Here is a 21,725-nt window from a genome sequence, read left to right as displayed (position 1 = left end):
GGCCCCACGCAGCCCCCTGCGCCTCCCCGCCAGCGTGAGCGAGACCACGCCCCGCCCCCCGCGGCCAGCCCCGACAATGAGGTACGTGACGATCACCTCACCCGCGGCAGCGCCGCCGCGCGGCGCCGACCGGCGCCGGCCCGAGACCAGCCCGTACGTAGATCTCACCCGCGCCGAGTGGAGCGCCCTGCGGGAGAAGACGCCGCTGCCGCTGACCGCCGAAGAGGTCGAGCGGCTGCGCGGCCTCGGCGACGTGATCGACCTCGACGAGGTGCGTGACGTCTACCTGCCGCTGTCCCGGCTGCTCAACCTCTACGTGGGCGCCACCAGCAGCCTCCGCGGTGCGCTCAACACCTTCCTCGGCGACGCGGGCAACGGCCACGGCTCGCAGCCCGGCACCCCCTTCGTCATCGGCGTCGCGGGCAGCGTCGCCGTCGGCAAGTCGACCGCCGCCCGCCTCCTCCAGGCGCTGCTGGCCCGCTGGCCCGAGCACCCGCGCGTGGAGCTGGTCACCACCGACGGCTTCCTGCTGCCCAACGCCGAACTGCACCGCCGCGGCCTGATGTCCCGCAAGGGCTTCCCCGAGTCCTACGACCGCCGCGCCCTGACCCGCTTCGTCGCCGACGTGAAGTCCGGCAAGGACGAGGTGACGGCCCCCGTCTACTCGCACCTGATCTACGACATCGTGCCCGGCGAGCGGCTGACCGTACGCCGCCCGGACATCCTCATCGTCGAGGGCCTCAACGTCCTGCAGCCCGCCCTGCCCGGCAAGGACGGCAGGACCCGCCTGGGCCTCGCGGACTTCTTCGACTTCAGCGTCTACGTCGACGCGCGCCCCGAGGACATCGAGCGCTGGTACCTCGGCCGCTTCCGCAAGTTGCGCGAGACCGCCTTCCAGAACCCCTTCTCGTACTTCCGCAAGTACACCCAGGTCTCCGAGGACGAGGCCCTGGACTACGCCCGCATGATCTGGCGTACCGTCAACCGGCCGAATCTCGAACAGAACGTGGCCCCCACCCGGGGCCGTGCCACGCTGGTGCTCCGCAAGGGGCCCGACCACAAGGTGCAGCGCCTGTCGCTGCGCAAACTCTGAGGAACACGACCGTGCTGCATCTCCGCCTGATCGTGCCCGCCGACCGCACCGACGAGGCCCTCGCGCGCATCGAGAAGCACATCGGGACCACGCACGTCGCGCTGTTGCCGGGCGCCGCCCGCGATCCGGCCGGCGACGTGGTCATGTGCGACGTCGCCCGGGAGTCCGCGGACGAACTGCTGGCCGAGCTGCGCGAGCTGGGCCTCGAGGAGGACGGCTCGATCGCCGTCGGGAACATCGACCTGTCGCTGTCGAAGCGGGCGGACAAGGCGGAGGCGGACGCCCCGGGCGAGGGCGCGGACGCCGTGCTGTGGGAGCACCTGGCCGAGTCCACGCACGAGGAGTCGACGCTCTCCGTGACCTACCTGGCATTCCTCGCCGTCGCGACGATGATCGCCGCCTGCGGCGTGGTGCTCGACAACGCCATCCTGATCGTCGGCGCGATGGCCGTCGGCCCGGAGTTCGGGCCGCTCGCGGGCATCTGCACCGCCCTGGTCCAGCGGGCGCCCGGGCTCGCCTGGCGCTCCCTGGTCGCGCTGCTCGTCGGCTTCGCCGCCGCCATGGCCCTGACCGCGGGCTTCAGCCTGATGATGGACGGCTTCGGCCTGTTCCACGACGACGACATCACCGCCGACCGTCCGAACACCGACTTCATCTGGAAGCCGGACTTGTTCTCGTTCGTCGTGGCCGTCCTCGCGGGCATCGCCGGGACGCTGTCCCTCACCTCGGCGAAGTCCGGTGCCCTCGTGGGCGTGGCGATCTCGGTCACCACCGTCCCGGCCGCCGCCAACGCCGCCGTCGCGCTCAGCTACGGCGAGTACGGCCAGGCCCGCGGCTCGACGGAACAGCTCCTGCTGAACCTCGCGGGCATCGTCATCGCGGGCACGCTCACGCTGATCGCCCAGAAGATCTTCTGGGCGAAACAGCGCGAGCGTACGGCGAGGGACGCCCGGAAAGCGGCCTGAACCGGCGCCCCGGACCTGACCCAGGCCCGACCCAGACCTGACCCAGGCCCGACCCGGACCTGACCCAGGCCCGACCCGGACCTGACCAGGCGGGACCGCACCGCGCCCCGAGACCCCCGGCCTACCCCAGCGCGGACTTCACCACATCCGCCAGCCGCCCGGCCACCGACCGCGCGTGCTCGATGTCCGCGGCCTCGACCATGACCCGTACCAGCGGCTCCGTACCGGAAGGACGCAGCAGCACCCGGCCCGTGGAGCCCAGCTCGCGCTCCGCGTCCGCCACGGCCGCCGACAGCTCCTCGCACGTCCCGACCCGCGCCTTGTCCACGTCACGGACGTTGATCAGTACCTGCGGCAGCCGGTCCATGACGCTCGCGAGATCCGCGAGGCTGCGGCCCGTGGCCGCCATCCGCGCCGCCAGCATCAGCCCGGTCAGGGTGCCGTCGCCAGTCGTCGCGTGGTCCAGGATGATCACGTGCCCGGACTGCTCGCCGCCCAGCGCGTAGCCCTCGCTCTTCATCGACTCCAGCACGTACCGGTCGCCGACCGCCGTCTGCACCAGCCCGACGCCCTCGCGCTCCATGGCCAGCTTGAAGCCCAGGTTCGACATCACCGTGGCGACCACGGTGTTCTTCCGCAGCCCCCCGTCCTCGCGCAGCGCGAGCGCGAGGACGGCCAGGATCTGGTCGCCGTCGACCTCGTTGCCCGCCGCGTCCACCGCCAGGCAGCGGTCCGCGTCCCCGTCGTGCGCGATGCCCAGGTCGGCCCCGTGCTCGACCACCGCGGCCTTCAGCAGGTCCAGGTGGGTGGAGCCGCAGCCGTCGTTGATGTTGAGGCCGTCGGGGTCCGCACCGATGGTGATCACCTCGGCTCCGGCGCGCGCGAACGCCTCGGGCGAGACCCGCGAGGCCGCGCCGTGCGCCTCGTCGAGGACGACCCTCAGCCCGTCGAGCCGGTGCGGAAGCACCCCGATCAGATGGGCGACGTAGTTGTCGAACCCCTCGTCGTACGTCCGGACGCGGCCCACGCCCTCACCCGTCGGCCGGTCCCACGGCTCGCCCGACGTGTGCTCCTCGTAGACCGCCTCGATCCGGTCCTCCAGCTCGTCCGCGAGCTTGTGCCCGCCGCGCGCGAAGAACTTGATCCCGTTGTCCGGCATCGGGTTGTGGCTGGCGGAGAGCATCACGCCGAGGTCGGCGCCCAGCGCGCCGGTGAGATACGCCACCGCGGGGGTGGGCAGCACACCGACGCGCAGGACGTCCACGCCCGCGCTCGCGAGGCCCGCCACGACGGCGGCCTCCAGGAACTCTCCGGACGCGCGCGGATCACGCCCCACCACCGCCGTAGGCCGATGGCCCTCGAACGTACCCGCCTCGGCGAGCACGTGCGCCGCCGCGACTGACAGGCCGAGCGCCAGCTCCGCCGTCAGGTCCGCGTTGGCGACGCCGCGCACACCGTCCGTGCCGAAGAGTCGTCCCACTGGTGTCCTCCGAGTTGCATCGAAATTGCCGGCTCGTGAGCGCTGAGCGCCTGCTGCCTGTATACGCCCGGCTGCCCGCAGACCCATAGACGAACGCCCCGGCAGCACAAAGAAGTGCCGCCGGGGCGGTCGTACGGGTACGAGCGGTCAGCGCTTGCTGTACTGCGGCGCCTTACGGGCCTTCTTCAGACCCGCCTTCTTGCGCTCGGTCGCGCGGTCGTCGCGCGTCAGGAAGCCGGCCTTCTTCAGCGGGCCGCGGTTGTTGTCCACGTCCGCCTCGTTCAGCGCGCGGGCGATGCCCAGGCGCAGCGCACCGGCCTGGCCCGACACGCCGCCACCCGCGATACGGGCGACCACGTCGTAGCGGTTGTCCAGCTCGAGCACCTTGAAGGGCTCATTGACTTCCTGCTGGTGCACCTTGTTGGGGAAGTACTCCTCCAGGGTGCGACCGTTGATCTTCCACTGGCCGCTGCCCGGCACGATGCGGACGCGCGCCACGGCGTTCTTGCGGCGGCCGGTGCCGGCGGCCGGCTGGGGCTCGCCGAAGCGGGACGCCAGCGACTCGGAGGTGAACTCGGTCGCCTCGGGCGTCTCGGTGGTGTACTCCTCGACCTCGTCGAGGGGGGTCTCAGTGGTGGTCTCGGCCACGATTCTCCTCAGATTCTCTTCGTCTTAGGGGTGGCCGGACTACTGCGCGACCTGGGTGATCTCGAACGGGACCGGCTGCTGAGCGGCGTGCGGGTGCTCGGCGCCCGCGTAGACCTTCAGCTTCGAGAGCATCTGACGGCCCAGGGAGTTCTTGGGGAGCATGCCCTTGATGGCCTTCTCGACGGCCTTCTCGGGGTTCTTGTCCAGCAGCTCGTCGTAGCGGACGGACCGCAGACCACCCGGGTAGCCGGAGTGGCGGTAGGCCAGCTTCTGGGTCCGCTTGTTGCCGGAGAGGTGCACCTTGTCAGCGTTGATGATGATGACGAAGTCACCAGCGTCAACGTGCGGCGCGTACACCGGCTTGTGCTTGCCCCGGAGAAGGGTGGCGGCCTGGGAGGCCAGACGGCCCAGAACAACGTCGGTGGCATCGATGACGTGCCACTGACGCGTCACGTCGCCGGGCTTGGGGCTGTACGTACGCACGGTCGTAGCCTTCGCTTCTTCAGTGAGTGTGGTCCTGACAAGGCCACCCGGACGATCACGACAGCCCTGGCCGCACATCGGTGACGCAAACCGAGTGCCTGCCGCTGGTCATCGGCCCGGTGGACCGGCGTAACGGCCTCTCACGTGAGAACGAGCAAGCCAATACGCATAACGAACTGGCAGAATACCGGCCCGCCCCCGGACGGGTCAAAACGGGTCCGGCAAGCCCGGCGCGCCCGGCCGTGCACGCACCACTGGCCCCTCCTCTCACATGAGCCCCAGCGGCCTCCCGGATCGCCCGCGCACCAACCGCAATTTCTTCCGTAGGATGCGCGCCATGAGTTTTGGGCAAGGGGGGCCTTCCGGCCCGGGGGGTCCGCAGCAGTCTCCGTCGCAGTCGGGGACTCCGGACTGGGGAGCGCTCGCGGACCGCACGGCGGCCCGCATGCGGCGGCGCCGCATGGTGCTGATGGTGGGCGGCGCGATAGCGACGGCGGCCGTGGCCGCGGTCGTCGCGACGGCGGTGGTCAACGCCAACAGCTCGGACGACAAACCGCAGTCCCTGCCCACGCCCGAGACCCTGCCCGCCGAGCCGGAGCAGCCGGAACCCACCTTCTCCGACGTCTCCGTACCGCCGCCGCCCGACCCGCTCGACTTCATCTCCGACGAGCGCAAGGACACCGCGCCGCTCAGCGCGAGCACCCTCTTCCCGGGCAAGTCCCTGACGATGAGCAGCCGTTCGTACGACAAGGGCGCCACGGCTACGACCAAGAGCTGTGGCTCCGCGGCCTCCGCCCGCCTCGCCCCGGCGCTCACCGGGAACGGCTGCGACCAGGTGATTCGCGCGAGCTTCGAGCGGGGCGGCGTGGCCGTCACCGTCGGCGTCGCCGTGTTCGACACCCAGGCGCAGGCCTCGAAGGCCAAGCAGCGGGCGTCCGGCAACATCCAGTCGCTCTCGGGCGCCGGCATCCCGTCCTTCTGCCGCGCGACGGCCTGCCGCCTGACCACCAACTCCATCGGCCGCTATGCCTACTTCACCGTCTCCGGCTACACGTCGGGCAAGGCGGTCACAACCTCCGACACCAAGGCCCGGCAGGCGGCCAAGGACATCGCCGACTTCACGTTCGCGCGCATCGTCGACCGCGGCGAGGCGCAGGCCTCTGCGGCGGCCACGGCACAGACGACGAACTGACGGGCGCCCGGACGGCGACGGTCGACCGATATCGCATCGTCATCGAAAGCCCCTGGTCGGCACCGAGTTGTGGGCTCTTGAATGAGCAACCGTGCCCTCCTTCCGCTCTCTGATCACCTTCCCGCGCATGCTGCGCCACGGCTCGAGCGTCGGCACCGACCTGCCGCCCGACGAGGCCGTCGTCCTCGACGCCCCGGACGCGCCGCTGCGCGCCGCCCTGTCCGCCGCCGGTGCGGGCGACTTCGCGCCCGCGCGCGAGCTGCTCGCCGCGACGCGGCTCGGCGCCGAGTGGGAGCGCCGCGACGGATACGTCTCCGCGCTCGCCGAGTTCGCCCTGCACAACCCGGGCTGGCTGGACGGCTGGCTCGCCGAGTCACCGGAGGACCCTGACGCGCTGCTGGTCAAGGCCGACCTCTGCATCGACCAGGCGTGGCAGATCCGCAGTGCGGCCAGGGCCAAGGACGTCTCGCGGGACCAGTTCCGGGCGTTCTTCGCGCTGCTCGAGGACGCCGTCCCGGTGATCCGCGCGGCCGCCGAGCTGAACCCGACCGACCCGGTGCCGTGGCGGATCGCGCTCACCCACGCCCGCGGCATCCAGGCGCCCCGCGAGGTCTTCGACGCGTACTGGGAGCAGGCCATCGAGCGGGCGCCGCACCACTACGGCTGCCACACCACCGCCCTGCAGTACCTGTGCGAGAAGTGGTACGGCTCGCACGAGGAGATGTTCGCCTTCGCGGAACACGCCGCAGAACAGGCCCTCCCCGGCTCCAAACTGCACGCACTCCCACTGCTCGCCGCGATCGAGTACGAGGTCGTGGCCGACGACACCGAAGACGGGCCGATCGCGGAGGACCGTATCGACGCGGCTGTCGAGCGCGCGCTCGAACTCTCCTCGTGGTACGAGCCGGGCGACCCGGAGATCGCCGGTGTCCGCAACCACCTCGCCCTGATGCTGCTGCGCGCCGGGCGGTGGACGGAGGCGCTGGAGGCCTTCCGGGCCATCGGCGTCCACGCCCGCAGCTTCCCCTGGGGCTACTTCGGCGAAGCGCGCCGGGAGTTCCTCGACTTCCGGACGGGCGTACGCATGCAAGTCGCCATGCAGATACCGTTCTTCGGCAGGCCGCCGCAGCCGCGGCCCGCCCCGGCCGCCCACCCCGACTGGGCCCCGCACACGCTCGCCATCTGCGCGGCCGTCCCGCACAAGGTCGCACAGGCGGCCCTGCTCTGCAGCGCCTCGCTCAGGGTCGCCCCCGCCGGGGCCTCCGCCACGTACGTGGAGCTCGCCGCGGAACCGGGAGCGCCCCGGCGGGGCACCCTGCTCGGCGAGGAGCCGCTGACCGCCGCCGTCGACACCCTGATCACGGGTGAGAAGTGGCCCGCGATCGTCCTCCACCGCAGCGGAGACCGCTACGGCTTCGCCCTCTTCCACAAGGGCAGGCGCGTGGCAGGACACCAGTGGGACCCCGCCGCGCCGATCCCCTCCCTGGAGGATGCCTCCGTCACCGCCCGCGCCCTGGCCACGGCCTTCGCCCTCCCGGACGCACGGCCGGTGACGGCCCTGCTGCGCGGCTCGGACGAGGCCGCCCGCCGCCAGGCCGACCTGGTCAGGAGCCTCGGGCTGCCCGCCCCGCCGGGCGGCTTCGGCGACCGCAGAAACGTTCTTGAAGGCTTCCCCGGCGCCCAGCTCATCGTCCGCCGCGGTCTGCTGACCGGCCTCAGGGACTCGATGGCCACGGAGCCGGGCGCGATGCCGCAGGACACGGCCGCCCGGGCCTCCTCCGCCCGCCTCCCCGCCCGCTGGTGGATCCCGCGCACCCTGGCCCTGCTGGTCTTCCTCCCGGCCACGGCCTACGCCTGGTGGTCCCCCGACGTCGGCGCCCTGCGGGCCTCCCTCGCCACCTTCGCGACGCTCTACGTGGGCGGTCAGCTCCTCAGGGCCTGGCGCCGCCGACCGCAGGCGTGAGGCCCGGCCTGCCGAGTGACACGGATCTCCCGGCCGCGGCCTCCTCGGGCGCGGCCCCCGGGTGATAGGCAGGTCGGACCTGCACCGATTCAGCACATGAGAGCTCAGCCATGGCCCAGGACAGTGCCCCCGACCACCACATATTCGCGTTCGACCTCACCCGTGACGAGGCGCGCCGCCGCGCCGAGGTCGTGGCGGCACTGGGGCCCGACTGGGACCCGGCTGCCGTGATGGCGTCCGAGGACGAGGCGTACGACCTGCTCTACTCGGGCCTCGACGAGCAGCAGCAGAAGATCCACGACGAGCTCGTGGCCGCCGGAGTCCTCCCCGCCCGGCCAGGGAACGGCCATGCTCCCGCTTGACCCCGACGCCGACAAGGCACGCAGGGCCTGGCTCCCCTGTCCCCGGTGCCAGGACCACCGCGACTGTGCCACTTGCCTGGCGGGCCGCACCTGCCTGACCCACTGGCGCTATCTGCTGGGCAACGCCGGGACGGTCGTCCATCTGCAGTGCCCGACCTGCACCCACGTCTGGACCGAGGAGACGGCACCTCCCCGGCATCAGTCGTGAAGATGTCGGCCGACCGAGGGTGGAGCATGAGCTTCCGCTTTAGCATCGCCGGATGAGTATCCGCCTCACGCTGCTCGCCGCCGCCCGCAGTTCCTCCCTGCTCGAGGTGCGATTCGGTGACGACCGCCCCCTCGACGCGACAGGCTGGCACGAGGCCGAACGAGCGGCGCCCGCCCTCCTTCATCTGGCCGCGGCGGACCTGCGCTACTGCTCACCCTCACCCCGCTGCCGGGAGACCGGAAGGATTCTCGGCCTCTCCCCGCTCGCCCAGCCCGCGCTGCGCGGATGCGACATGGGCCGATGGCACGGACGCACCCTGGAGGAGGTGATGGCGCATGAGCCCCGCGCCGTCGACACCTGGCTCGCCAACCCGCGGGCGGTGCCACACGGCGGCGAGTCGCTGCTGACGTTCATATCCCGGGTGGGCGCCTGGCTCGACACCCGGCAGGCCGGCAACGACGGGCACATCCTCGCGGTGGCCGAACCCGACGTCGTACGCGCCGCTCTCGTCTATGCGCTCAAAGCACCGCCGCACTCCTACTGGAGCGTGGACATCACGCCGCTGACCGCCATGACCCTCGCCCGGCGGGCCGGGCGCTGGAATCTGCTGCTGAAGGGCGTTCTCGAGGAGATCTGACGCCGGTGCCGAACCGGTCCGTCGCGGGGGACGGCTCGGGCCGGGTGGGCCGGGCTCAGCAGCAGCCCGCCCCCGGACCGGAAGCAGCCCCCGTATCCCCCGGCAGCGACCGCTTGTTCCGCGCCGCCAGGTTGCGTGCGGCCAGCTGGTCGTCCGGCGGGTAGCCGACCTCCTCCAGGGTCAGGCCGTGCGGGCGTACGACATTGACCGCGGAGTGCCGGACGCGGCCCGCCAGGACCGCGCGGGGGAAGTCCACCGGGCGGTGCCCGTCCCCGACCAGCAGCAGGGCCCCGACCAGGGCGCGCACCATGTTGTGGCAGAACGCGTCCGCCCGGACCGTCGCGACCGCCAGGCCGTCCTCCGTCCGCTCCCAGTGCAGGTCGAGCAGCTTGCGGATCGTCGTCGCGCCCTCGCGCTTCTTGCAGTACGCGGCGAAGTCGTGCTCGCCGAGCAGCCGCTTCGCGGCGTCGTTCATCAGGCCGATGTCCAGCGGCCAGTCGTGCCACAGCACGTAGCCGCGGCGCAGCGGGTCGACGCCGCCTCGGTGGTCGCCGACCCGGTACGCGTAGCGGCGCCAGATCGCGGAGAAGCGCGCGTTGAAGCCGGGCGGAGCCTCCGCGACCTGCCAGACCCGGACGTCGTGCGGCAGCCGGCCCGCGAGCCGCCGCAGCAGCTTCTCCCGGTGCGCGGCCCAGACCTCCTCGGGCAGGTCCACATGCGCGACCTGGCCGCGCGCGTGCACGCCCGCGTCCGTACGCCCCGCCACGGTCAGCTCGACCGGCTCGGGCAGCCGCATCACCGTCTGCAGGGCGCTCTCCAGCTCGCTCTGCACCGTACGGCGCTCCCGCTGCCGCGCCCAGCCGGAGAAGTCCTTCCCGTCGTACGCGAGGTCCAGCCGGACCCGTACGAGACCGGGCTCCACGTCGTCAGTCACCAAAGATCCTCTCAAGCGGCAAGCGGAACGGGCCCGCCCCCAGCAGTCTGGGGGCGGGCCCGTCCGTGACCACGCTCACACGAGCGTCAGGCGTCGGAGTCCTTCGACTCCCCGGCCGGGGCCTCAGCGGCCTCGTCCTTCGCCTCCGGGGCCTCGGCCTCGGCAGCCGTGTCCTTCTTCAGGTCCGCGACGGCCTGGTCACCGGCAGCGTCCTTGGCGGAGCGCTTGGTGGCGGCCTCGGCCTCACCCACCGCTTCCTGCTGCACGGTCAGGGCCTCGACCAGCTCGATGACCGCCATGGGCGCGTTGTCGCCCCGACGGTTGCCGATCTTGGTGATCCGGGTGTAGCCACCCGGCCGGTTCTCGTAGCGCGGGCCGATCTCCGTGAACAGGGTGTGGACGACACCCTTGTCGCGGATCGTCTGCAGCACCAGACGGCGGTTGTGAAGGTCGCCCTTCTTCGCCTTGGTGATCAGACGCTCGGCCACCGGGCGCAGGCGACGGGCCTTGGCCTCGGTGGTCGTGATACGGCCGTGCTCGAACAGCGCGGTGGCGAGGTTCGCCAGCATGAGCCGCTCGTGCGCAGCGCTGCCGCCCATACGGGCGCCCTTGGCGGGCTTCGGCATGGTTCTTTCTCCTCGGTGTCTGCACCGGCCGTGTCAGGTACCGGTGTCAGTTACCGGCGGGCTGTTGCCCGCCGGAAGTCTCACATTCAAGCCCGTCCGGGCAATATCAAGCCCGTCCGGCGATTGAGGGCAAGACCTCAGCCCCAGCGCTGGGGCACCCGGCCGATCACCGGGCACCCCAGCCGGAGGCGTCTCAGTACTGCTCGGTCTCCACGAAGCCCGTGTCGCCCTCGTCCTCGGCGCCGAAGGCGTCCGCGGCGGCGGTCGGGTCGAATCCGGGCGGGCTGTCCTTGAGCGCCAGGCCCATGCCGGCCAGCTTCGCCTTGACCTCGTCGATCGACTTCGCACCGAAGTTGCGGATGTCGAGCAGGTCGGCCTCGGAGCGGGCCACGAGCTCGCCCACCGTGTGGATGCCCTCACGCTTGAGGCAGTTGTACGAGCGGACCGTGAGCTCGAGCTCCTCGATCGGCAGCGCGAGGTCGGCGGCCAGGGCGGCGTCCGTCGGGGACGGGCCCATGTCGATGCCCTCGGCGTCGATGTTGAGCTCACGGGCCAGGCCGAACAGCTCGACCAGGGTCTTGCCGGCCGACGCCATGGCGTCACGCGGCCGCATGGCCTGCTTGGTCTCGACGTCGACGATCAGCTTGTCGAAGTCGGTGCGCTGCTCGACACGGGTCGCCTCGACCTTGTAGGTGACCTTGAGCACCGGGCTGTAGATGGAGTCGACCGGGATCCGGCCGATCTCCTGGCCCAGCTGCTTGTTCTGCACGGCGGAGACGTAGCCGCGGCCGCGCTCGACGGTCAGCTCCATCTCCAGCTTGCCCTTGCCGTTCAGCGTGGCGAGGACGAGGTCCGGGTTGTGCACCTCGACACCGGCCGGCGGGGCGATGTCGGCGGCGGTGACCAGACCCGGGCCCTGCTTGCGCAGGTACATCACGACCGGCTCGTCGTGCTCCGAGGAGACGACCAGCTGCTTGATGTTGAGGATCAGGTCGGTGACGTCCTCCTTGACGCCCGGCACGGTGGTGAACTCGTGCAGGACCCCGTCGATCCGGATGCTCGTCACGGCGGCACCGGGGATCGAGGAGAGGAGCGTACGACGCAGGGAGTTGCCGAGGGTGTAGCCGAAGCCCGGCTCCAGCGGCTCGATCACGAACCGGGAGCGGAATTCGTCGACGACCTCTTCGGTCAGTGAGGGACGCTGAGCGATCAGCATGGGGAATTGCCTCCAGTCTTCGGCGCCCGCTATTTGACGCCGAGATTCAAGGATACGGGCGGTACGTCCCGTACTTAAGGCCGTACCGCCCGTTCGATCGCAGCTACTACTTGGAGTAGAGCTCGACGATCAGCTGCTCCTGCACCTGCGTGTCAATCGCCTGGCGCTCGGGCATGGAGTGCACGAGGATCCGCAGCTGCGACGGGATCGCCTCCAGCCACGCCGGGACGGTCTTCTCGCCGGCCTCCGCCTGAGCCACCTGGAAGGGGGTCAGGTTACGGGAGGACTCGCGGACCTCGATGATGTCGTTCACGGTGACGCGGGCCGACGGGATGTCGGTCTTGCGGCCGTTCACGAGGATGTGGCCGTGGCGGACCAGCTGACGGGCGTGGTCGCGGGACTTGGCGAAGCCAGCCCGGTAGACCACGTTGTCGAGCCGCGTCTCCAGGATGCGCAGCAGGTTCTCGCCGGTCTTGCCGGACTTCCTGTTCGCTTCCTGGAAGTAACCACGGAACTGCTTCTCAAGGACACCGTAGATACGAGCGGCCTTCTGCTTCTCACGCTTCTGCAGCAGGTACTCGCTGTCCTTGGTGCGCCCGCGTCCGTGCTCACCCGGGGGGTAAGGACGGATCTCGATCGGGCACTTCGCGCTCTCGCACTTGCTCCCCTTGAGGAAGAGCTTCTGCTTCTCCCGACGGCAACGCTTGCAGTCGGCCCCGGTGTAACGCGCCATTGTTGTCTTGTCTCCTACCTCAGATGATCAGACGCGGCGGCGCTTGGGCGGGCGGCATCCGTTGTGCGGGGTGGGGGTGACGTCCTGGATCGAACCCACTTCGAGGCCGGTGGCCTGGAGGGAGCGGATCGCGGTCTCACGGCCGGAGCCGGGACCCTTGACGAAGACGTCGACCTTGCGCATGCCGTGCTCCTGCGCGCGGCGGGCGGCCGACTCGGCGGCCATCTGCGCGGCGAAGGGGGTCGACTTGCGCGAGCCCTTGAAGCCGACATGGCCGGCCGAGGCCCAAGAGATCACGTTCCCGGTCGGGTCGGTGATCGAGACGATCGTGTTGTTGAACGTGCTCTTGATGTGAGCGTGCCCGTGGGCGACGTTCTTCTTCTCCTTGCGGCGCACCTTCTTGGCGCCGGCCGTACGGCTCTTCGGAGGCATTCTGTGAATCTTCTCCCGTGGAGGTGGTCGGTCCTACAGCTCGGACCGCTCGGCAGCGTCCGCTGAGGACTACTTCTTGCCCGGCTTCTTCTTGCCGGCGATGGCGCGACGCGGGCCCTTGCGGGTGCGGGCGTTGGTGTGAGTGCGCTGACCGTGGACCGGCAGGCCACGGCGGTGGCGCAGGCCCTGGTAGCAGCCGATCTCGACCTTGCGGCGGATGTCGGCCTGGATCTCGCGACGGAGGTCACCCTCGGTCTTGAGGTTGGCGTCCACGTACTCGCGGATCTTGACCAGGTCCTCTTCGGGCAGGTCGCGGACACGGGTGTCCGGGTTCACGCCGGCGGCTTCGAGGGTCTCCTTCGCCCGCGTGCGGCCGATGCCGAAGACGTAGGTGAGGGCAACCTCCACGCGCTTGTCGCGCGGGATGTCAACACCTGAAACGCGTGCCATTCAATGGCTCCTGTTGATGTTCGGGGGTCTTCCGCAGAGCCGCTCCCGGCCGCCGGCCCCTCGAAGGAGAAGCGGTACGTCCGGGTCCCCGGCCCCCGCCGGAGGTGTCGCCAGCCGTGGCTGGACGGGCGCTGCGTATGTACGTGTTGTTGCGTGCGTCGCGCGAAGAACTGCGAGGTGCAGGTCGGCCGTGCGTGCGTCAGCCCTGGCGCTGCTTGTGGCGCAGGTTGTCGCAGATGACCATGACCCGGCCGTGGCGGCGGATCACCTTGCACTTGTCGCAGATCTTCTTGACGCTCGGCTTGACCTTCATGGGATGTGAGGTTCTCCGGGTCAGTGCCATCACCCCACGGGAGGGGTGCGGGCAAGATCTACTTGTAGCGGTAGACGATCCGTCCGCGCGTCAGGTCGTACGGAGACAGCTCCACCACGACCCGGTCATCGGGGAGGATACGGATGTAGTGCATCCGCATCTTGCCGCTGATGTGCGCCAGGACCTTGTGACCGTTCTGGAGCTCCACCTTGAACATGGCGTTCGGGAGGGACTCGATCACGGTGCCCTCAATCTCGATGGCACCTTGCTTCTTGGCCACGCTTCGCCCTTCGAATCGGCTACCTTGATCAGCTCGCGGGCGCGCATGCAGACATACGGATGCACGAGAGCCGACGCATCAGTCTACGTCAGCGCATCCTGAAAGACGAATCGGGGCATGACTCTGCCCATCCGCCGAGATCCTTAACCCTGTGGGCCGGAATCCCTAGGCCAGCGGGTCGGGTGCGGCCGTGACGCCCAGCTCGGCGAGCTTCGCCTTGCCGCCGTCGACGGCCGTCAGCACCAGCGGGCCCTGCTCGGTCAGCGCGACCGAGTGCTCCCAGTGCGAGGACCAGGTCCCGTCGTCCGTCTTGACCGTCCAGTCGTCCTCGAGGACATGGGTGCGCGGCGTGCCGAGGCTGACCATCGGCTCGATCGCGATGCAGAAGCCGGGCACCAGACGGGGGCCGCGGCCGCGCCTGCGGTCCACGTAGTTCAGCAGGTGCGGGTCCATGTGCATCTGGGAACCGATGCCGTGGCCGCCGTAGTCCTCGATGATCCCGTACTTGCCCGTGGCCGGGCGGGGCTGGCGGCGGATGTAGCCCTCGATGGCCTTGGAGATGTCGACCAGCCGGTTGCCCTGCCTGACGGCGGCGATACCGGCCCACATCGACTCCTCGGTGACCCGGCTGAGTTCACGCAGTTCCGGAGCGTGACCAGTGCCCACGAATGCGGTGAAGGCCGCGTCGCCGTGCCAGCCGTCGACGATGGCGCCGGCGTCGATGGAGATGATGTCGCCGTCCTTGAGGACGGTCGCGGTGTCCGGGATGCCGTGGACGACGACATCGTTCACCGATGTGCAGATGGTTGCGGGGAAGCCGCCATAGCCGAGGAAGTTCGACTTGGCGCCGTGCTCGGCGAGGACCTTCCTGGCGGCGTCGTCCAGGTCCTTGGTGGTGGCACCCGGGACGGCGACCTCGCGGCAGGCCGCGTGGATCGCGGCCACGATCAGCCCCGCCTCGCGCATCTTCGCGATCTGCTCCGGGGTCTTGATCTCCACCATGAGTGACTTCCGCTTTCTGTGTGATGGGGGCCGGAGACAACAGTACGGCCACGGAAGCCCGTCGGGGTCCGCGGCCGTACCGTACGCGTACGCTCCTGCGCTATGCGGCTTTCTGCCGCAGCGCCTCCATGGCCCGCTGGGTGACCTCGGACACCTTGCCGAGCGCCGAGATCGTCACGACCAGGCCCTGGGCCTTGAAGTAGTCGATGATCGGCTCGGTCTCGCTGTGGTAGACCTCGAGGCGCTTGCGGACCGTTTCTTCGCTGTCGTCCTCGCGCTGGTACAGCTCACCGCCGCACTCGTCGCACACGCCCTCGGTCTTGGGCTTCTTGTACTCGACGTGGAAGGTGTGCGCGCTGTTGCTGCGGCAGGTCCTGCGGCCCGCGATGCGCTTGACGACCTCGTCCTCGGGGACCTCGAGGTCGAGCACCGCCTCGAGCGCGATGCCCTCCTCGACGAGGATCTCGTCCAGCGCCTTCGCCTGGTTGAGGTTGCGCGGGAAGCCGTCGAGCAGAAAGCCGTCCGCGGCGTCGGGCTGCTCGAGCCGGTCCTTCGCCATTCCGATGGTGACCTCGTCCGGTACCAGTTCGCCGGCGTTCATGTACTGCTTCGCCTGACGGCCCAGGGGCGTGCCCTGGCTGATGTTGGCGCGGAACAGGTCGCCCGTGGAGATGTGCGGGATCGACAGGTTCTCGGCGAGGTACGCGGCCTGCGTACCCTTGCCGGCCCCAGGAGGCCCGACGAGGACGATTCGCATCAGCGGAGGAACCCTTCGTAGTTACGCTGCTGAAGCTGGCTCTCGATCTGCTTAACGGTCTCCAGACCTACACCCACGATGATCAGGATGCTCGTCCCGCCGAACGGGAAGTTCTGGTTCGCTCCGAAACCTGCCAACGCCGTTGTCGGCACAAGTGCGATCAAGCCCAGGTACAGCGACCCCGGCCAGGTGATCCGATTGAGCACGTAGCTCAGGTACTCAGCAGTGGGTCGACCAGCCCGGATGCCCGGGATGAAGCCACCATACTTCTTCATGTTGTCCGCGACTTCCTCGGGGTTGAACGAGATAGCCACGTAGAAGAAGGCGAAGAAAACAATCAGCAGGAAGTACGTGACGATGTAATAGGGGTGGTCACCCTTCACAAGATGCTGGTTGATCCAGGTCGCCCAGCCCGCGTTGGAGCCGCTGAACTGAACGATCAAGGCTGGAATGTAGAGCAGCGAGGACGCGAAGATGACAGGAATCACACCTGCCTGGTTGACCTTCAGCGGGATGTACGTGGACGTACCGCCGTAGGACCTGCGGCCGATCATGCGCTTCGCGTACTGCACGGGGATACGGCGCTGGGCCTGCTCGACGAAGACCACCAGGCCCACCATCGCGAGGCCGACGAGGATCACCACGCCGAATTCCAGCCAGCCCTGCATGATTTCGCCCTGCAGCTTGATCTGCCACAGAGCCTGGGGGAAGCCCGCGGCGATCGAGATGAACATCAGGATCGACATGCCGTTGCCGATGCCGCGGTCGGTGATGAGCTCGCCGAGCCACATGATCAGCGCGGTGCCCGCGGTCATGGTGATGACCATGGTGATGGTCACGAAGATCGACTGGTCCGGGATGATCTGCCCGGCGCGGTCGCACTGCGGGAAGAGGGTGCCGCTGCGGGCGGTGGCCACCAGGCCCGTGCCCTGCAGAACGGCGAGGGCGACCGTCAGATAGCGGGTGTACTGCGTGATCTTCGCCTGCCCGGACTGGCCCTCCTTCTTCAGGGCCTCGAGCCGTGGAATGACCACGGTCAGCAGCTGCAGGATGATGCTCGCCGTGATGTACGGCATGATGCCGAGCGCGAAGATCGTGATCTGCAGCAGCGCACCACCGCTGAACATGTTGACCAGACCGAACAGCCCCTGGCTGCCCTCGGCCGAGTCCATGCAGTACTTCACGTTGGGATAGCTCACCCCGGGGATCGGGATATGCGCCCCGAGCCGGAACAGCACGATGATGCCCAGCGTGAACAGCAGCTTCTTGCGCAGGTCGGGCGTCCTGAACGCCCGGGCGAACGCGGTGAGCACGGTGCCTCCTGCGACCCCCGCGTATCGGCGCGAGAGGTGACGGTCGTGAGAATCGGCAAATACTGATCAGTCAAAAGCCGCGCGGCATGGTCCGCGCGGCCCGGGGCGGAACCCCAGGTGTTCACAGCAACAGTGCACGCCACCTTACCGGCGTACCCGCCCCCCTGGAACGACCAACCGGGGATGCCCCACGAGAGGGCATCCCCGGCCGAATGCGTCATCGTGCTCAGACGAGCTCGGTGACGGTGCCGCCGGCAGCGGTGATCTTCTCCTTGGCGGAGCCGGAGACGGCGTCGACCGTCACCTGCAGCGCCACGGAGATGTCGCCGGTGCCGAGCACCTTGACGAGCTGGTTCTTGCGCACCGCACCCTTGGCGACCAGGTCGGCCACCGTGACCTCGCCACCCTGCGGGTAGAGCTTGGCCAGCTTGTCCAGGTTCACGACCTGGTACTCGGTGCGGAACGGGTTCTTGAAGCCCTTCAGCTTCGGGAGGCGCATGTGGAGGGGCATCTGCCCGCCCTCGAAGCGCTCCGGAACCTGGTAGCGGGCCTTGGTGCCCTTGGTGCCACGACCAGCGGTCTTACCCTTGGACGCCTCACCACGACCGACACGGGTCTTGGCGGTCTTGGCGCCAGGGGCAGGCCGGAGGTTGTGGACCTTCAGCGGGTTCTGCTCCGCCATGTCAGTCGACCTCCTCGACCGTCACGAGGTGCCGCACGGTGTTCGCCATGCCGCGGATCTCGGGTCGGTCCTCCTTGACAACCACGTCGTTGACCTTCTTCAGGCCGAGCGAGCGCAGGGTGTCGCGGTGGTTCTGCTTGCTGCCGATGTAGGACTTCGTCTGCGTGATCTTGAGGCGGGCCATTACGCACCCACTCCGGCACGCGCCCGCAGCAGAGCGGCGGGGGCGACGTCCTCCAGGGGCAGGCCACGGCGGGCGGCGATCTCCTCGGGGCGCTGCAGCCCCTTCAGAGCCTCCACCGTGGCGTGCACGATGTTGATCGGGTTCGACGAGCCGAGCGACTTGCTCAGCACGTCGTGAATGCCCGCGCACTCCAGGACGGCGCGCACCGGGCCACCGGCGATCACACCGGTACCGGGGGAAGCAGGCTTGAGCAGGACGATGCCCGCGGCCTTCTCGCCCTGGATGGGGTGCGGGATGGTGCCCTGGATCCGGGGGACCTTGAAGAAGTGCTTCTTGGCCTCCTCCACACCCTTGGCGATGGCGGCCGGCACCTCCTTGGCCTTGCCGTATCCGACACCCACGGTGCCGTCACCGTCGCCCACCACGACCAGCGCGGTGAAGCTGAAGCGACGACCACCCTTCACAACCTTGGCGACGCGGTTGATCGCGACGACACGCTCGACGTAGGCGGTCTTCTCAGCAGCAGCGCCGCCGTCCCGCCGGTCCTTCCGGTCCCGCCGCTCGCCGCCACCGGCGCCGCCACCGCGGCGCTGGGGTCCAGCCATTGGATTACCTCTCTCGTTTACGTCCGCTAGCTACGCAGCGACATTCGGTCGCTGGCGCGACGGGCGGCTCAGAATTTGAGCCCGGCCTCGCGGGCGGCGTCTGCCAGAGCGGCGATGCGCCCGGCGTACTTGTTGCCACCGCGGTCGAACACGACGGCCTCGATACCGGCGGCCTTGGCGCGCTCGGCGACCAGGGCGCCCACCTGCTTGGCCTGGGCGCTCTTGTCGCCCTCGCCACCACGGACGGCCGCGTCCAGAGACGAAGCCGAGGCCAGGGTGTGGCCCGCGACGTCGTCGATGACCTGCGCGACCATGTGGCGGTTGGACCGCGTCACGACCAGGCGCGGACGCTCCGGCGTACCGGAGACCCGCTTGCGGACGCGGATGTGGCGACGCTTGAGAGCAGCACCCTTGTAGGCCTTGCCCTTGGCGATCTTCACACCGTATGCCATGGCTTACTTACCAGCCTTTCCGACCTTGCGGCGGATGACTTCGCCTTCGTACTTGACGCCCTTGGCCTTGTACGGGTCGGGCTTGCGCAGCTTGCGGATGTTGGCGGCGACCTCGCCGACCTTCTGCTTGTCGATGCCCTCGACGCTGAACTTGGTCGGGGACTCGACCTTGAAGGAGATGCCCTCGGGGGCTTCGACCAGGATCGGGTGGCTGTAGCCCAGCGAGAACTCCAGGTTGGAGCCCTTCGCCGCGACGCGGTAGCCGACGCCGCTGATCTCGAGCTTCTTGACGTATCCCGTGGTCACGCCAGTGATCATGTTCGCCACCAGCGTGCGGGACAGGCCGTGCAGGGCCTTGTTCTGACGCTCGTCGTTCGGTCGGGTGACGGCGATGGTGCCGTCCTCGCCCTTGGCGACCTCGATGGGCGCCGCGACGGTGTGGGCGAGGGCGCCCTTGGGGCCCTTCACCTGGACCGTACGGCCATCGATGGTGACGTCCACGCCGGCGGGAACCGGGATGGGGAGCTTGCCGATACGCGACATTGCTTTACCTCCGTTCCCGATTACCAGACGTAGGCGAGGACTTCCCCGCCCACGCCCTTCTTCTGCGCCTGCTTGTCGGTGAGGAGCCCGTGGGAGGTGGAGATGATCGCCACGCCCAGGCCGCCGAGCACCTTCGGCAGGTTGGTGGACTTTGCGTAGACCCGCAGACCCGGCTTCGAAATCCGCTTGATGCCGGCGATCGAGCGCTCGCGGTTGGGGCCGTACTTCAGCTCGAGGACGAGGTTCTTGCCGACCTCGGCTTCCTCGGTCTTCCAGCCGGTGATGAAGCCCTCCTGCTGGAGGATCTCCGCGATGTGCGACTTGATCTTGCTGTGCGGCATCGACACGGAGTCGTGGTATGCCGAGTTCGCGTTTCGCAGACGCGTCAGCATGTCTGCGATCGGATCGGTCATGGTCATGTGATGGCCTTCGGCCTCTCTCGCCGGGGTTTCCTGTCTGCACCGTCCTTCTCCCCGATCGCGTACGTCGGGACAGGTGTGGTGCGGGGACCTACGGCGTAGTAAGCGTTTCTGGCGGGCTACGCCGCGGGCGTAGCCCGGGCGGCGGGCGCCCAACCCTTCCACTCTACGTGAGCGGAAAGAGCGGTATTTACGGGTGCCCGCCGTCCATGTGCTTACCGAGAGCCTCCGGTAATCCCGATTCGGGGATTACCAGGAGCTCTTGGTCACGCCCGGCAGCTCGCCACGGTGAGCCATCTCACGAAGGCACACGCGGCAGAGGCCGAACTTGCGGTAGACGGAGTGCGGCCGGCCGCAGCGCTGGCAGCGGGTGTACCCGCGAACCCCGAACTTCGGCTTGCGGGCGGCCTTAGCGATCAGAGCCTTCTTCGCCACGGTCAGTTCTCCTTGAACGGGAAGCCGAGGTGACGCAGCAGGGCGCGGCCCTCAGCGTCGTTGGACGCCGTGGTGACCACGGTGATGTCCATGCCTCGGACCCGGTCGATCTTGTCCTGGTCGATCTCGTGGAACATGACCTGCTCCGTGAGACCGAAGGTGTAGTTGCCGCGGCCGTCGAACTGCTTCGGCGACAGACCCCGGAAGTCGCGGATGCGCGGCAGCGCGAGCGACAGCAGGCGGTCCAGGAACTCCCACATGCGGTCACCGCGGAGGGTGACGTGGGCACCGATCGGCTGGCCCTCGCGCAGCTTGAACTGCGCGATGGACTTACGGGCCTTGGTGACGGCCGGCTTCTGGCCGGTGATCGTGGCGAGGTCGCGGATGGCGCCCTCGATCAGCTTGGAGTCGCGGGCGGCGTCGCCCACACCCATGTTGACCACGATCTTGGTCAGACCCGGGATCTGCATGACGTTCTCGTACGAGAACTCGTCCTTCAGCTTGCCCTGGATCTCTTCGCGGTAGCGCTGCTTCAGGCGCGGTGCGTTGGTGGTGGCAGTCATCAGATGTCCTCACCGGTCCGCTTGGCAACGCGGATCTTGTTGCCCTCGTCGTCGAAGCGGTACCCGACGCGGGTGACGACCTTCTTGCCGTCCTTCTCCACCACGAGCTGAACGTTGCTCACGTGGATCGGGGCCTCGGTCGTCACGATGCCGCCGGTCTTCGAACCACGAGCGGTCTGGCCGGCCTTGGTGTGCTTCTTGACCCGGTTGACACCCTCGACCAGGACGCGGTCCTCGCGCGGGAAGGCCTGGATGACCTTGCCCTGCTTGCCCTTGTCCTTACCGGTGATGACCTGGACCAGGTCGCCCTTCTTGATCTTCATCGGTTACAGCACCTCCGGCGCGAGCGAGATGATCTTCATGAACTTCTTCTCGCGCAGCTCACGGCCCACGGGGCCGAAGATACGGGTGCCACGGGGGTCGCCATCGCCCTTGAGGATGACGGCCGCGTTCTCGTCGAAGCGGATGTACGAGCCGTCCGGGCGGCGGCGCTCCTTGACGGTGCGCACGATGACCGCCTTGACGACGTCACCCTTCTTCACGTTGCCACCGGGGATCGCATCCTTGACGGTGGCGACGATGACGTCACCGATGCCCGCGTAGCGGCGACCGGAACCACCGAGAACACGGATGCAAAGGATCTCCTTCGCCCCCGTGTTGTCGGCGACGCGCAGTCGCGACTCCTGCTGGATCACGTCTATCTCCTGATCGTCTGCCGGTTCCCGGCGGGGGACTTCCGGAGAAGTCCCCCGCCG

General features: G+C 69.0%; 31 protein-coding genes. 7 read left to right on the top strand and 24 right to left on the bottom strand.

The genetic code is table 11. The features are described from left to right. Positions 1-76 precede the first annotated feature (76 nt). Positions 77-1,093, top strand: a complete 1,017-nt coding sequence (coaA, locus tag ACTWP8_RS17160) for a type I pantothenate kinase (RefSeq protein ID WP_443319042.1) — start codon at positions 77-79, stop codon at positions 1,091-1,093. Between the two features lie 11 nt (positions 1,094-1,104). Next, the gene (locus ACTWP8_RS17155; RefSeq protein ID WP_443323002.1) at positions 1,105-2,058 is read left to right on the top strand and encodes a DUF389 domain-containing protein; all 954 of its coding nucleotides are present in this window, start codon (positions 1,105-1,107) and stop codon (positions 2,056-2,058) included. 121 nt (positions 2,059-2,179) lie between these two features. Here ACTWP8_RS17155 and glmM read toward each other — a convergent pair whose 3' ends face one another. The 3 genes from glmM to rplM all read right to left on the bottom strand — a co-directional run bounded on the left by glmM (position 2,180) and on the right by rplM (position 4,669). Further along, positions 2,180-3,538, bottom strand: a complete 1,359-nt coding sequence (gene glmM / locus ACTWP8_RS17150; RefSeq protein WP_443323001.1) for a phosphoglucosamine mutase — start codon at positions 3,536-3,538, stop codon at positions 2,180-2,182. 147 nt (positions 3,539-3,685) lie between these two features. After that, complete coding sequence (gene rpsI, locus ACTWP8_RS17145) at positions 3,686-4,186, bottom strand: 30S ribosomal protein S9 (RefSeq protein ID WP_443323000.1); 501 nt, start codon at positions 4,184-4,186, stop codon at positions 3,686-3,688. Positions 4,187-4,225: 39 nt separating this feature from the next. Beyond that, positions 4,226-4,669: a 50S ribosomal protein L13 gene (gene rplM / locus ACTWP8_RS17140; RefSeq protein WP_443322999.1), complete on the bottom strand. Its 444-nt coding sequence runs from the start codon at positions 4,667-4,669 to the stop codon at positions 4,226-4,228. 337 nt (positions 4,670-5,006) lie between these two features. Between rplM and ACTWP8_RS17135 the strand changes: the two genes are divergently transcribed. The 5 genes from ACTWP8_RS17135 (at position 5,007) to ACTWP8_RS17115 (ending at position 9,031) form a co-directional block, all read left to right on the top strand. Continuing rightward, on the top strand, positions 5,007-5,861 hold the full coding sequence (locus tag ACTWP8_RS17135) for a hypothetical protein (protein ID WP_443322998.1): 855 nt from the start codon (positions 5,007-5,009) through the stop codon (positions 5,859-5,861). Between the two features lie 91 nt (positions 5,862-5,952). Then, a complete protein-coding gene (locus tag ACTWP8_RS17130) occupies positions 5,953-7,824 on the top strand; it encodes a hypothetical protein (protein WP_443322997.1) in 1,872 nt (623 codons plus the stop codon). 110 nt (positions 7,825-7,934) lie between these two features. Then, positions 7,935-8,186 (top strand): DUF6400 family protein, encoded by a 252-nt coding sequence (locus ACTWP8_RS17125; protein ID WP_443322996.1) that lies wholly within the window; start codon positions 7,935-7,937, stop codon positions 8,184-8,186. Beyond that, positions 8,173-8,394 (top strand): hypothetical protein, encoded by a 222-nt coding sequence (locus ACTWP8_RS17120; protein WP_443322995.1) that lies wholly within the window; start codon positions 8,173-8,175, stop codon positions 8,392-8,394. The genes ACTWP8_RS17125 and ACTWP8_RS17120 overlap by 14 nt, the downstream gene beginning before the upstream one ends. 52 nt (positions 8,395-8,446) lie before the next feature. Further along, positions 8,447-9,031, top strand: coding sequence for a histidine phosphatase family protein (locus ACTWP8_RS17115; RefSeq protein ID WP_443322994.1), 585 nt, complete (start codon positions 8,447-8,449; stop codon positions 9,029-9,031). A 55-nt stretch (positions 9,032-9,086) separates the two neighbouring features. On the opposite strand, the gene truA is transcribed toward ACTWP8_RS17115, so the two are convergent. The 21 genes from truA to rplN form a co-directional block, all read right to left on the bottom strand. Next, positions 9,087-9,965, bottom strand: a complete 879-nt coding sequence (gene truA / locus ACTWP8_RS17110) for a tRNA pseudouridine(38-40) synthase TruA (RefSeq protein ID WP_443322993.1) — start codon at positions 9,963-9,965, stop codon at positions 9,087-9,089. 86 nt (positions 9,966-10,051) lie between these two features. Then, the gene (gene rplQ, locus ACTWP8_RS17105; RefSeq protein ID WP_443322992.1) at positions 10,052-10,591 is read right to left on the bottom strand and encodes a 50S ribosomal protein L17; all 540 of its coding nucleotides are present in this window, start codon (positions 10,589-10,591) and stop codon (positions 10,052-10,054) included. Between the two features lie 193 nt (positions 10,592-10,784). Beyond that, positions 10,785-11,807, bottom strand: coding sequence for a DNA-directed RNA polymerase subunit alpha (locus ACTWP8_RS17100; RefSeq protein WP_360853578.1), 1,023 nt, complete (start codon positions 11,805-11,807; stop codon positions 10,785-10,787). Between the two features lie 106 nt (positions 11,808-11,913). Next, a complete protein-coding gene (gene rpsD, locus ACTWP8_RS17095; protein ID WP_443319054.1) occupies positions 11,914-12,540 on the bottom strand; it encodes a 30S ribosomal protein S4 in 627 nt (208 codons plus the stop codon). A 27-nt stretch (positions 12,541-12,567) separates the two neighbouring features. Further along, the gene (rpsK, locus tag ACTWP8_RS17090) at positions 12,568-12,972 is read right to left on the bottom strand and encodes a 30S ribosomal protein S11 (RefSeq protein ID WP_009715860.1); all 405 of its coding nucleotides are present in this window, start codon (positions 12,970-12,972) and stop codon (positions 12,568-12,570) included. Between the two features lie 69 nt (positions 12,973-13,041). Next, positions 13,042-13,422 (bottom strand): 30S ribosomal protein S13, encoded by a 381-nt coding sequence (rpsM, locus tag ACTWP8_RS17085; protein ID WP_443322991.1) that lies wholly within the window; start codon positions 13,420-13,422, stop codon positions 13,042-13,044. Between the two features lie 199 nt (positions 13,423-13,621). Further along, positions 13,622-13,735 (bottom strand): 50S ribosomal protein L36, encoded by a 114-nt coding sequence (gene rpmJ, locus ACTWP8_RS17080; RefSeq protein ID WP_003956441.1) that lies wholly within the window; start codon positions 13,733-13,735, stop codon positions 13,622-13,624. A gap of 58 nt (positions 13,736-13,793) precedes the next feature. After that, positions 13,794-14,015 carry a translation initiation factor IF-1 gene (gene infA / locus ACTWP8_RS17075; RefSeq protein ID WP_003956442.1) on the bottom strand — a complete coding sequence of 74 codons (222 nt, stop codon included), beginning with the start codon at positions 14,013-14,015 and terminating at the stop codon, positions 13,794-13,796. 165 nt (positions 14,016-14,180) lie between these two features. Beyond that, positions 14,181-15,017, bottom strand: coding sequence for a type I methionyl aminopeptidase (gene map, locus ACTWP8_RS17070; protein WP_443322990.1), 837 nt, complete (start codon positions 15,015-15,017; stop codon positions 14,181-14,183). Positions 15,018-15,117: 100 nt separating this feature from the next. Beyond that, positions 15,118-15,774: an adenylate kinase gene (locus tag ACTWP8_RS17065; protein ID WP_443322989.1), complete on the bottom strand. Its 657-nt coding sequence runs from the start codon at positions 15,772-15,774 to the stop codon at positions 15,118-15,120. Beyond that, the gene (gene secY, locus ACTWP8_RS17060) at positions 15,774-17,087 is read right to left on the bottom strand and encodes a preprotein translocase subunit SecY (protein WP_443319058.1); all 1,314 of its coding nucleotides are present in this window, start codon (positions 17,085-17,087) and stop codon (positions 15,774-15,776) included. Before secY ends, ACTWP8_RS17065 begins: the two co-directional genes overlap by 1 nt. A gap of 226 nt (positions 17,088-17,313) precedes the next feature. After that, positions 17,314-17,769 carry a 50S ribosomal protein L15 gene (rplO, locus tag ACTWP8_RS17055; protein WP_443319059.1) on the bottom strand — a complete coding sequence of 152 codons (456 nt, stop codon included), beginning with the start codon at positions 17,767-17,769 and terminating at the stop codon, positions 17,314-17,316. A gap of 1 nt (position 17,770) precedes the next feature. Beyond that, positions 17,771-17,953, bottom strand: a complete 183-nt coding sequence (gene rpmD, locus ACTWP8_RS17050) for a 50S ribosomal protein L30 (protein WP_443319060.1) — start codon at positions 17,951-17,953, stop codon at positions 17,771-17,773. Continuing rightward, positions 17,953-18,558 (bottom strand): 30S ribosomal protein S5, encoded by a 606-nt coding sequence (gene rpsE / locus ACTWP8_RS17045; RefSeq protein ID WP_443319061.1) that lies wholly within the window; start codon positions 18,556-18,558, stop codon positions 17,953-17,955. The genes rpmD and rpsE overlap by 1 nt, the downstream gene beginning before the upstream one ends. Positions 18,559-18,626: 68 nt before the next feature. Beyond that, positions 18,627-19,010 carry a 50S ribosomal protein L18 gene (gene rplR, locus ACTWP8_RS17040; protein WP_443319062.1) on the bottom strand — a complete coding sequence of 128 codons (384 nt, stop codon included), beginning with the start codon at positions 19,008-19,010 and terminating at the stop codon, positions 18,627-18,629. 3 nt (positions 19,011-19,013) lie between these two features. Beyond that, positions 19,014-19,553 (bottom strand): 50S ribosomal protein L6, encoded by a 540-nt coding sequence (gene rplF, locus ACTWP8_RS17035; protein ID WP_443322988.1) that lies wholly within the window; start codon positions 19,551-19,553, stop codon positions 19,014-19,016. A gap of 20 nt (positions 19,554-19,573) precedes the next feature. After that, on the bottom strand, positions 19,574-19,972 hold the full coding sequence (gene rpsH, locus ACTWP8_RS17030) for a 30S ribosomal protein S8 (protein ID WP_443319064.1): 399 nt from the start codon (positions 19,970-19,972) through the stop codon (positions 19,574-19,576). Positions 19,973-20,221: 249 nt separating this feature from the next. Next, positions 20,222-20,407, bottom strand: a complete 186-nt coding sequence (locus ACTWP8_RS17025; protein WP_003948630.1) for a type Z 30S ribosomal protein S14 — start codon at positions 20,405-20,407, stop codon at positions 20,222-20,224. A 2-nt stretch (positions 20,408-20,409) separates the two neighbouring features. Further along, entirely contained in the window at positions 20,410-20,970 is a 561-nt protein-coding gene (rplE, locus tag ACTWP8_RS17020; RefSeq protein WP_443319065.1) for a 50S ribosomal protein L5, read from the bottom strand. Then, positions 20,970-21,293, bottom strand: coding sequence for a 50S ribosomal protein L24 (rplX, locus tag ACTWP8_RS17015; RefSeq protein ID WP_065963007.1), 324 nt, complete (start codon positions 21,291-21,293; stop codon positions 20,970-20,972). The genes rplE and rplX overlap by 1 nt, the downstream gene beginning before the upstream one ends. Positions 21,294-21,296: 3 nt before the next feature. Then, positions 21,297-21,665, bottom strand: coding sequence for a 50S ribosomal protein L14 (rplN, locus tag ACTWP8_RS17010; protein WP_030174545.1), 369 nt, complete (start codon positions 21,663-21,665; stop codon positions 21,297-21,299). Positions 21,666-21,725: the final 60 nt, after the last annotated feature.

It is taken from the genome of Streptomyces sp. 7N604 (genome assembly GCF_052245475.1).
GTDB lineage: Bacteria > Actinomycetota > Actinomycetes > Streptomycetales > Streptomycetaceae > Streptomyces.
Note: the sequence above shows the minus strand (reverse complement) of the source record. Positions and strands in the feature narration are given on the sequence as shown.

Coding starts and splice junctions, on each gene's coding strand:
- ACTWP8_RS17135 (WP_443322998.1), top strand. CDS start 5,007: ATGAGTTTTGGGCAAGGGGGGCCTTCCGGCCCGGGGGGTCCGCAGCAG.
- map (WP_443322990.1), bottom strand. CDS start 15,017: ATGGTGGAGATCAAGACCCCGGAGCAGATCGCGAAGATGCGCGAGGCG.
- ACTWP8_RS17120 (WP_443322995.1), top strand. CDS start 8,173: ATGCTCCCGCTTGACCCCGACGCCGACAAGGCACGCAGGGCCTGGCTC.
- rplO (WP_443319059.1), bottom strand. CDS start 17,769: ATGGCGGAGCAGAACCCGCTGAAGGTCCACAACCTCCGGCCTGCCCCT.
- ACTWP8_RS17100 (WP_360853578.1), bottom strand. CDS start 11,807: ATGCTGATCGCTCAGCGTCCCTCACTGACCGAAGAGGTCGTCGACGAA.
- rplR (WP_443319062.1), bottom strand. CDS start 19,010: ATGGCATACGGTGTGAAGATCGCCAAGGGCAAGGCCTACAAGGGTGCT.
- rpsE (WP_443319061.1), bottom strand. CDS start 18,558: ATGGCTGGACCCCAGCGCCGCGGTGGCGGCGCCGGTGGCGGCGAGCGG.
- rpmJ (WP_003956441.1), bottom strand. CDS start 13,735: ATGAAGGTCAAGCCGAGCGTCAAGAAGATCTGCGACAAGTGCAAGGTG.
- ACTWP8_RS17115 (WP_443322994.1), top strand. CDS start 8,447: ATGAGTATCCGCCTCACGCTGCTCGCCGCCGCCCGCAGTTCCTCCCTG.
- rpmD (WP_443319060.1), bottom strand. CDS start 17,953: ATGGCCCGCCTCAAGATCACGCAGACGAAGTCCTACATCGGCAGCAAG.
- coaA (WP_443319042.1), top strand. CDS start 77: ATGAGGTACGTGACGATCACCTCACCCGCGGCAGCGCCGCCGCGCGGC.
- rplX (WP_065963007.1), bottom strand. CDS start 21,293: ATGAAGATCAAGAAGGGCGACCTGGTCCAGGTCATCACCGGTAAGGAC.
- rpsK (WP_009715860.1), bottom strand. CDS start 12,972: ATGCCTCCGAAGAGCCGTACGGCCGGCGCCAAGAAGGTGCGCCGCAAG.
- rplF (WP_443322988.1), bottom strand. CDS start 19,553: ATGTCGCGTATCGGCAAGCTCCCCATCCCGGTTCCCGCCGGCGTGGAC.
- ACTWP8_RS17065 (WP_443322989.1), bottom strand. CDS start 15,774: ATGCGAATCGTCCTCGTCGGGCCTCCTGGGGCCGGCAAGGGTACGCAG.
- ACTWP8_RS17125 (WP_443322996.1), top strand. CDS start 7,935: ATGGCCCAGGACAGTGCCCCCGACCACCACATATTCGCGTTCGACCTC.
- rpsD (WP_443319054.1), bottom strand. CDS start 12,540: ATGGCGCGTTACACCGGGGCCGACTGCAAGCGTTGCCGTCGGGAGAAG.
- rplQ (WP_443322992.1), bottom strand. CDS start 10,591: ATGCCGAAGCCCGCCAAGGGCGCCCGTATGGGCGGCAGCGCTGCGCAC.
- rpsM (WP_443322991.1), bottom strand. CDS start 13,422: ATGGCACGCGTTTCAGGTGTTGACATCCCGCGCGACAAGCGCGTGGAG.
- rplE (WP_443319065.1), bottom strand. CDS start 20,970: ATGACTGCCACCACCAACGCACCGCGCCTGAAGCAGCGCTACCGCGAA.
- rpsH (WP_443319064.1), bottom strand. CDS start 19,972: ATGACCATGACCGATCCGATCGCAGACATGCTGACGCGTCTGCGAAAC.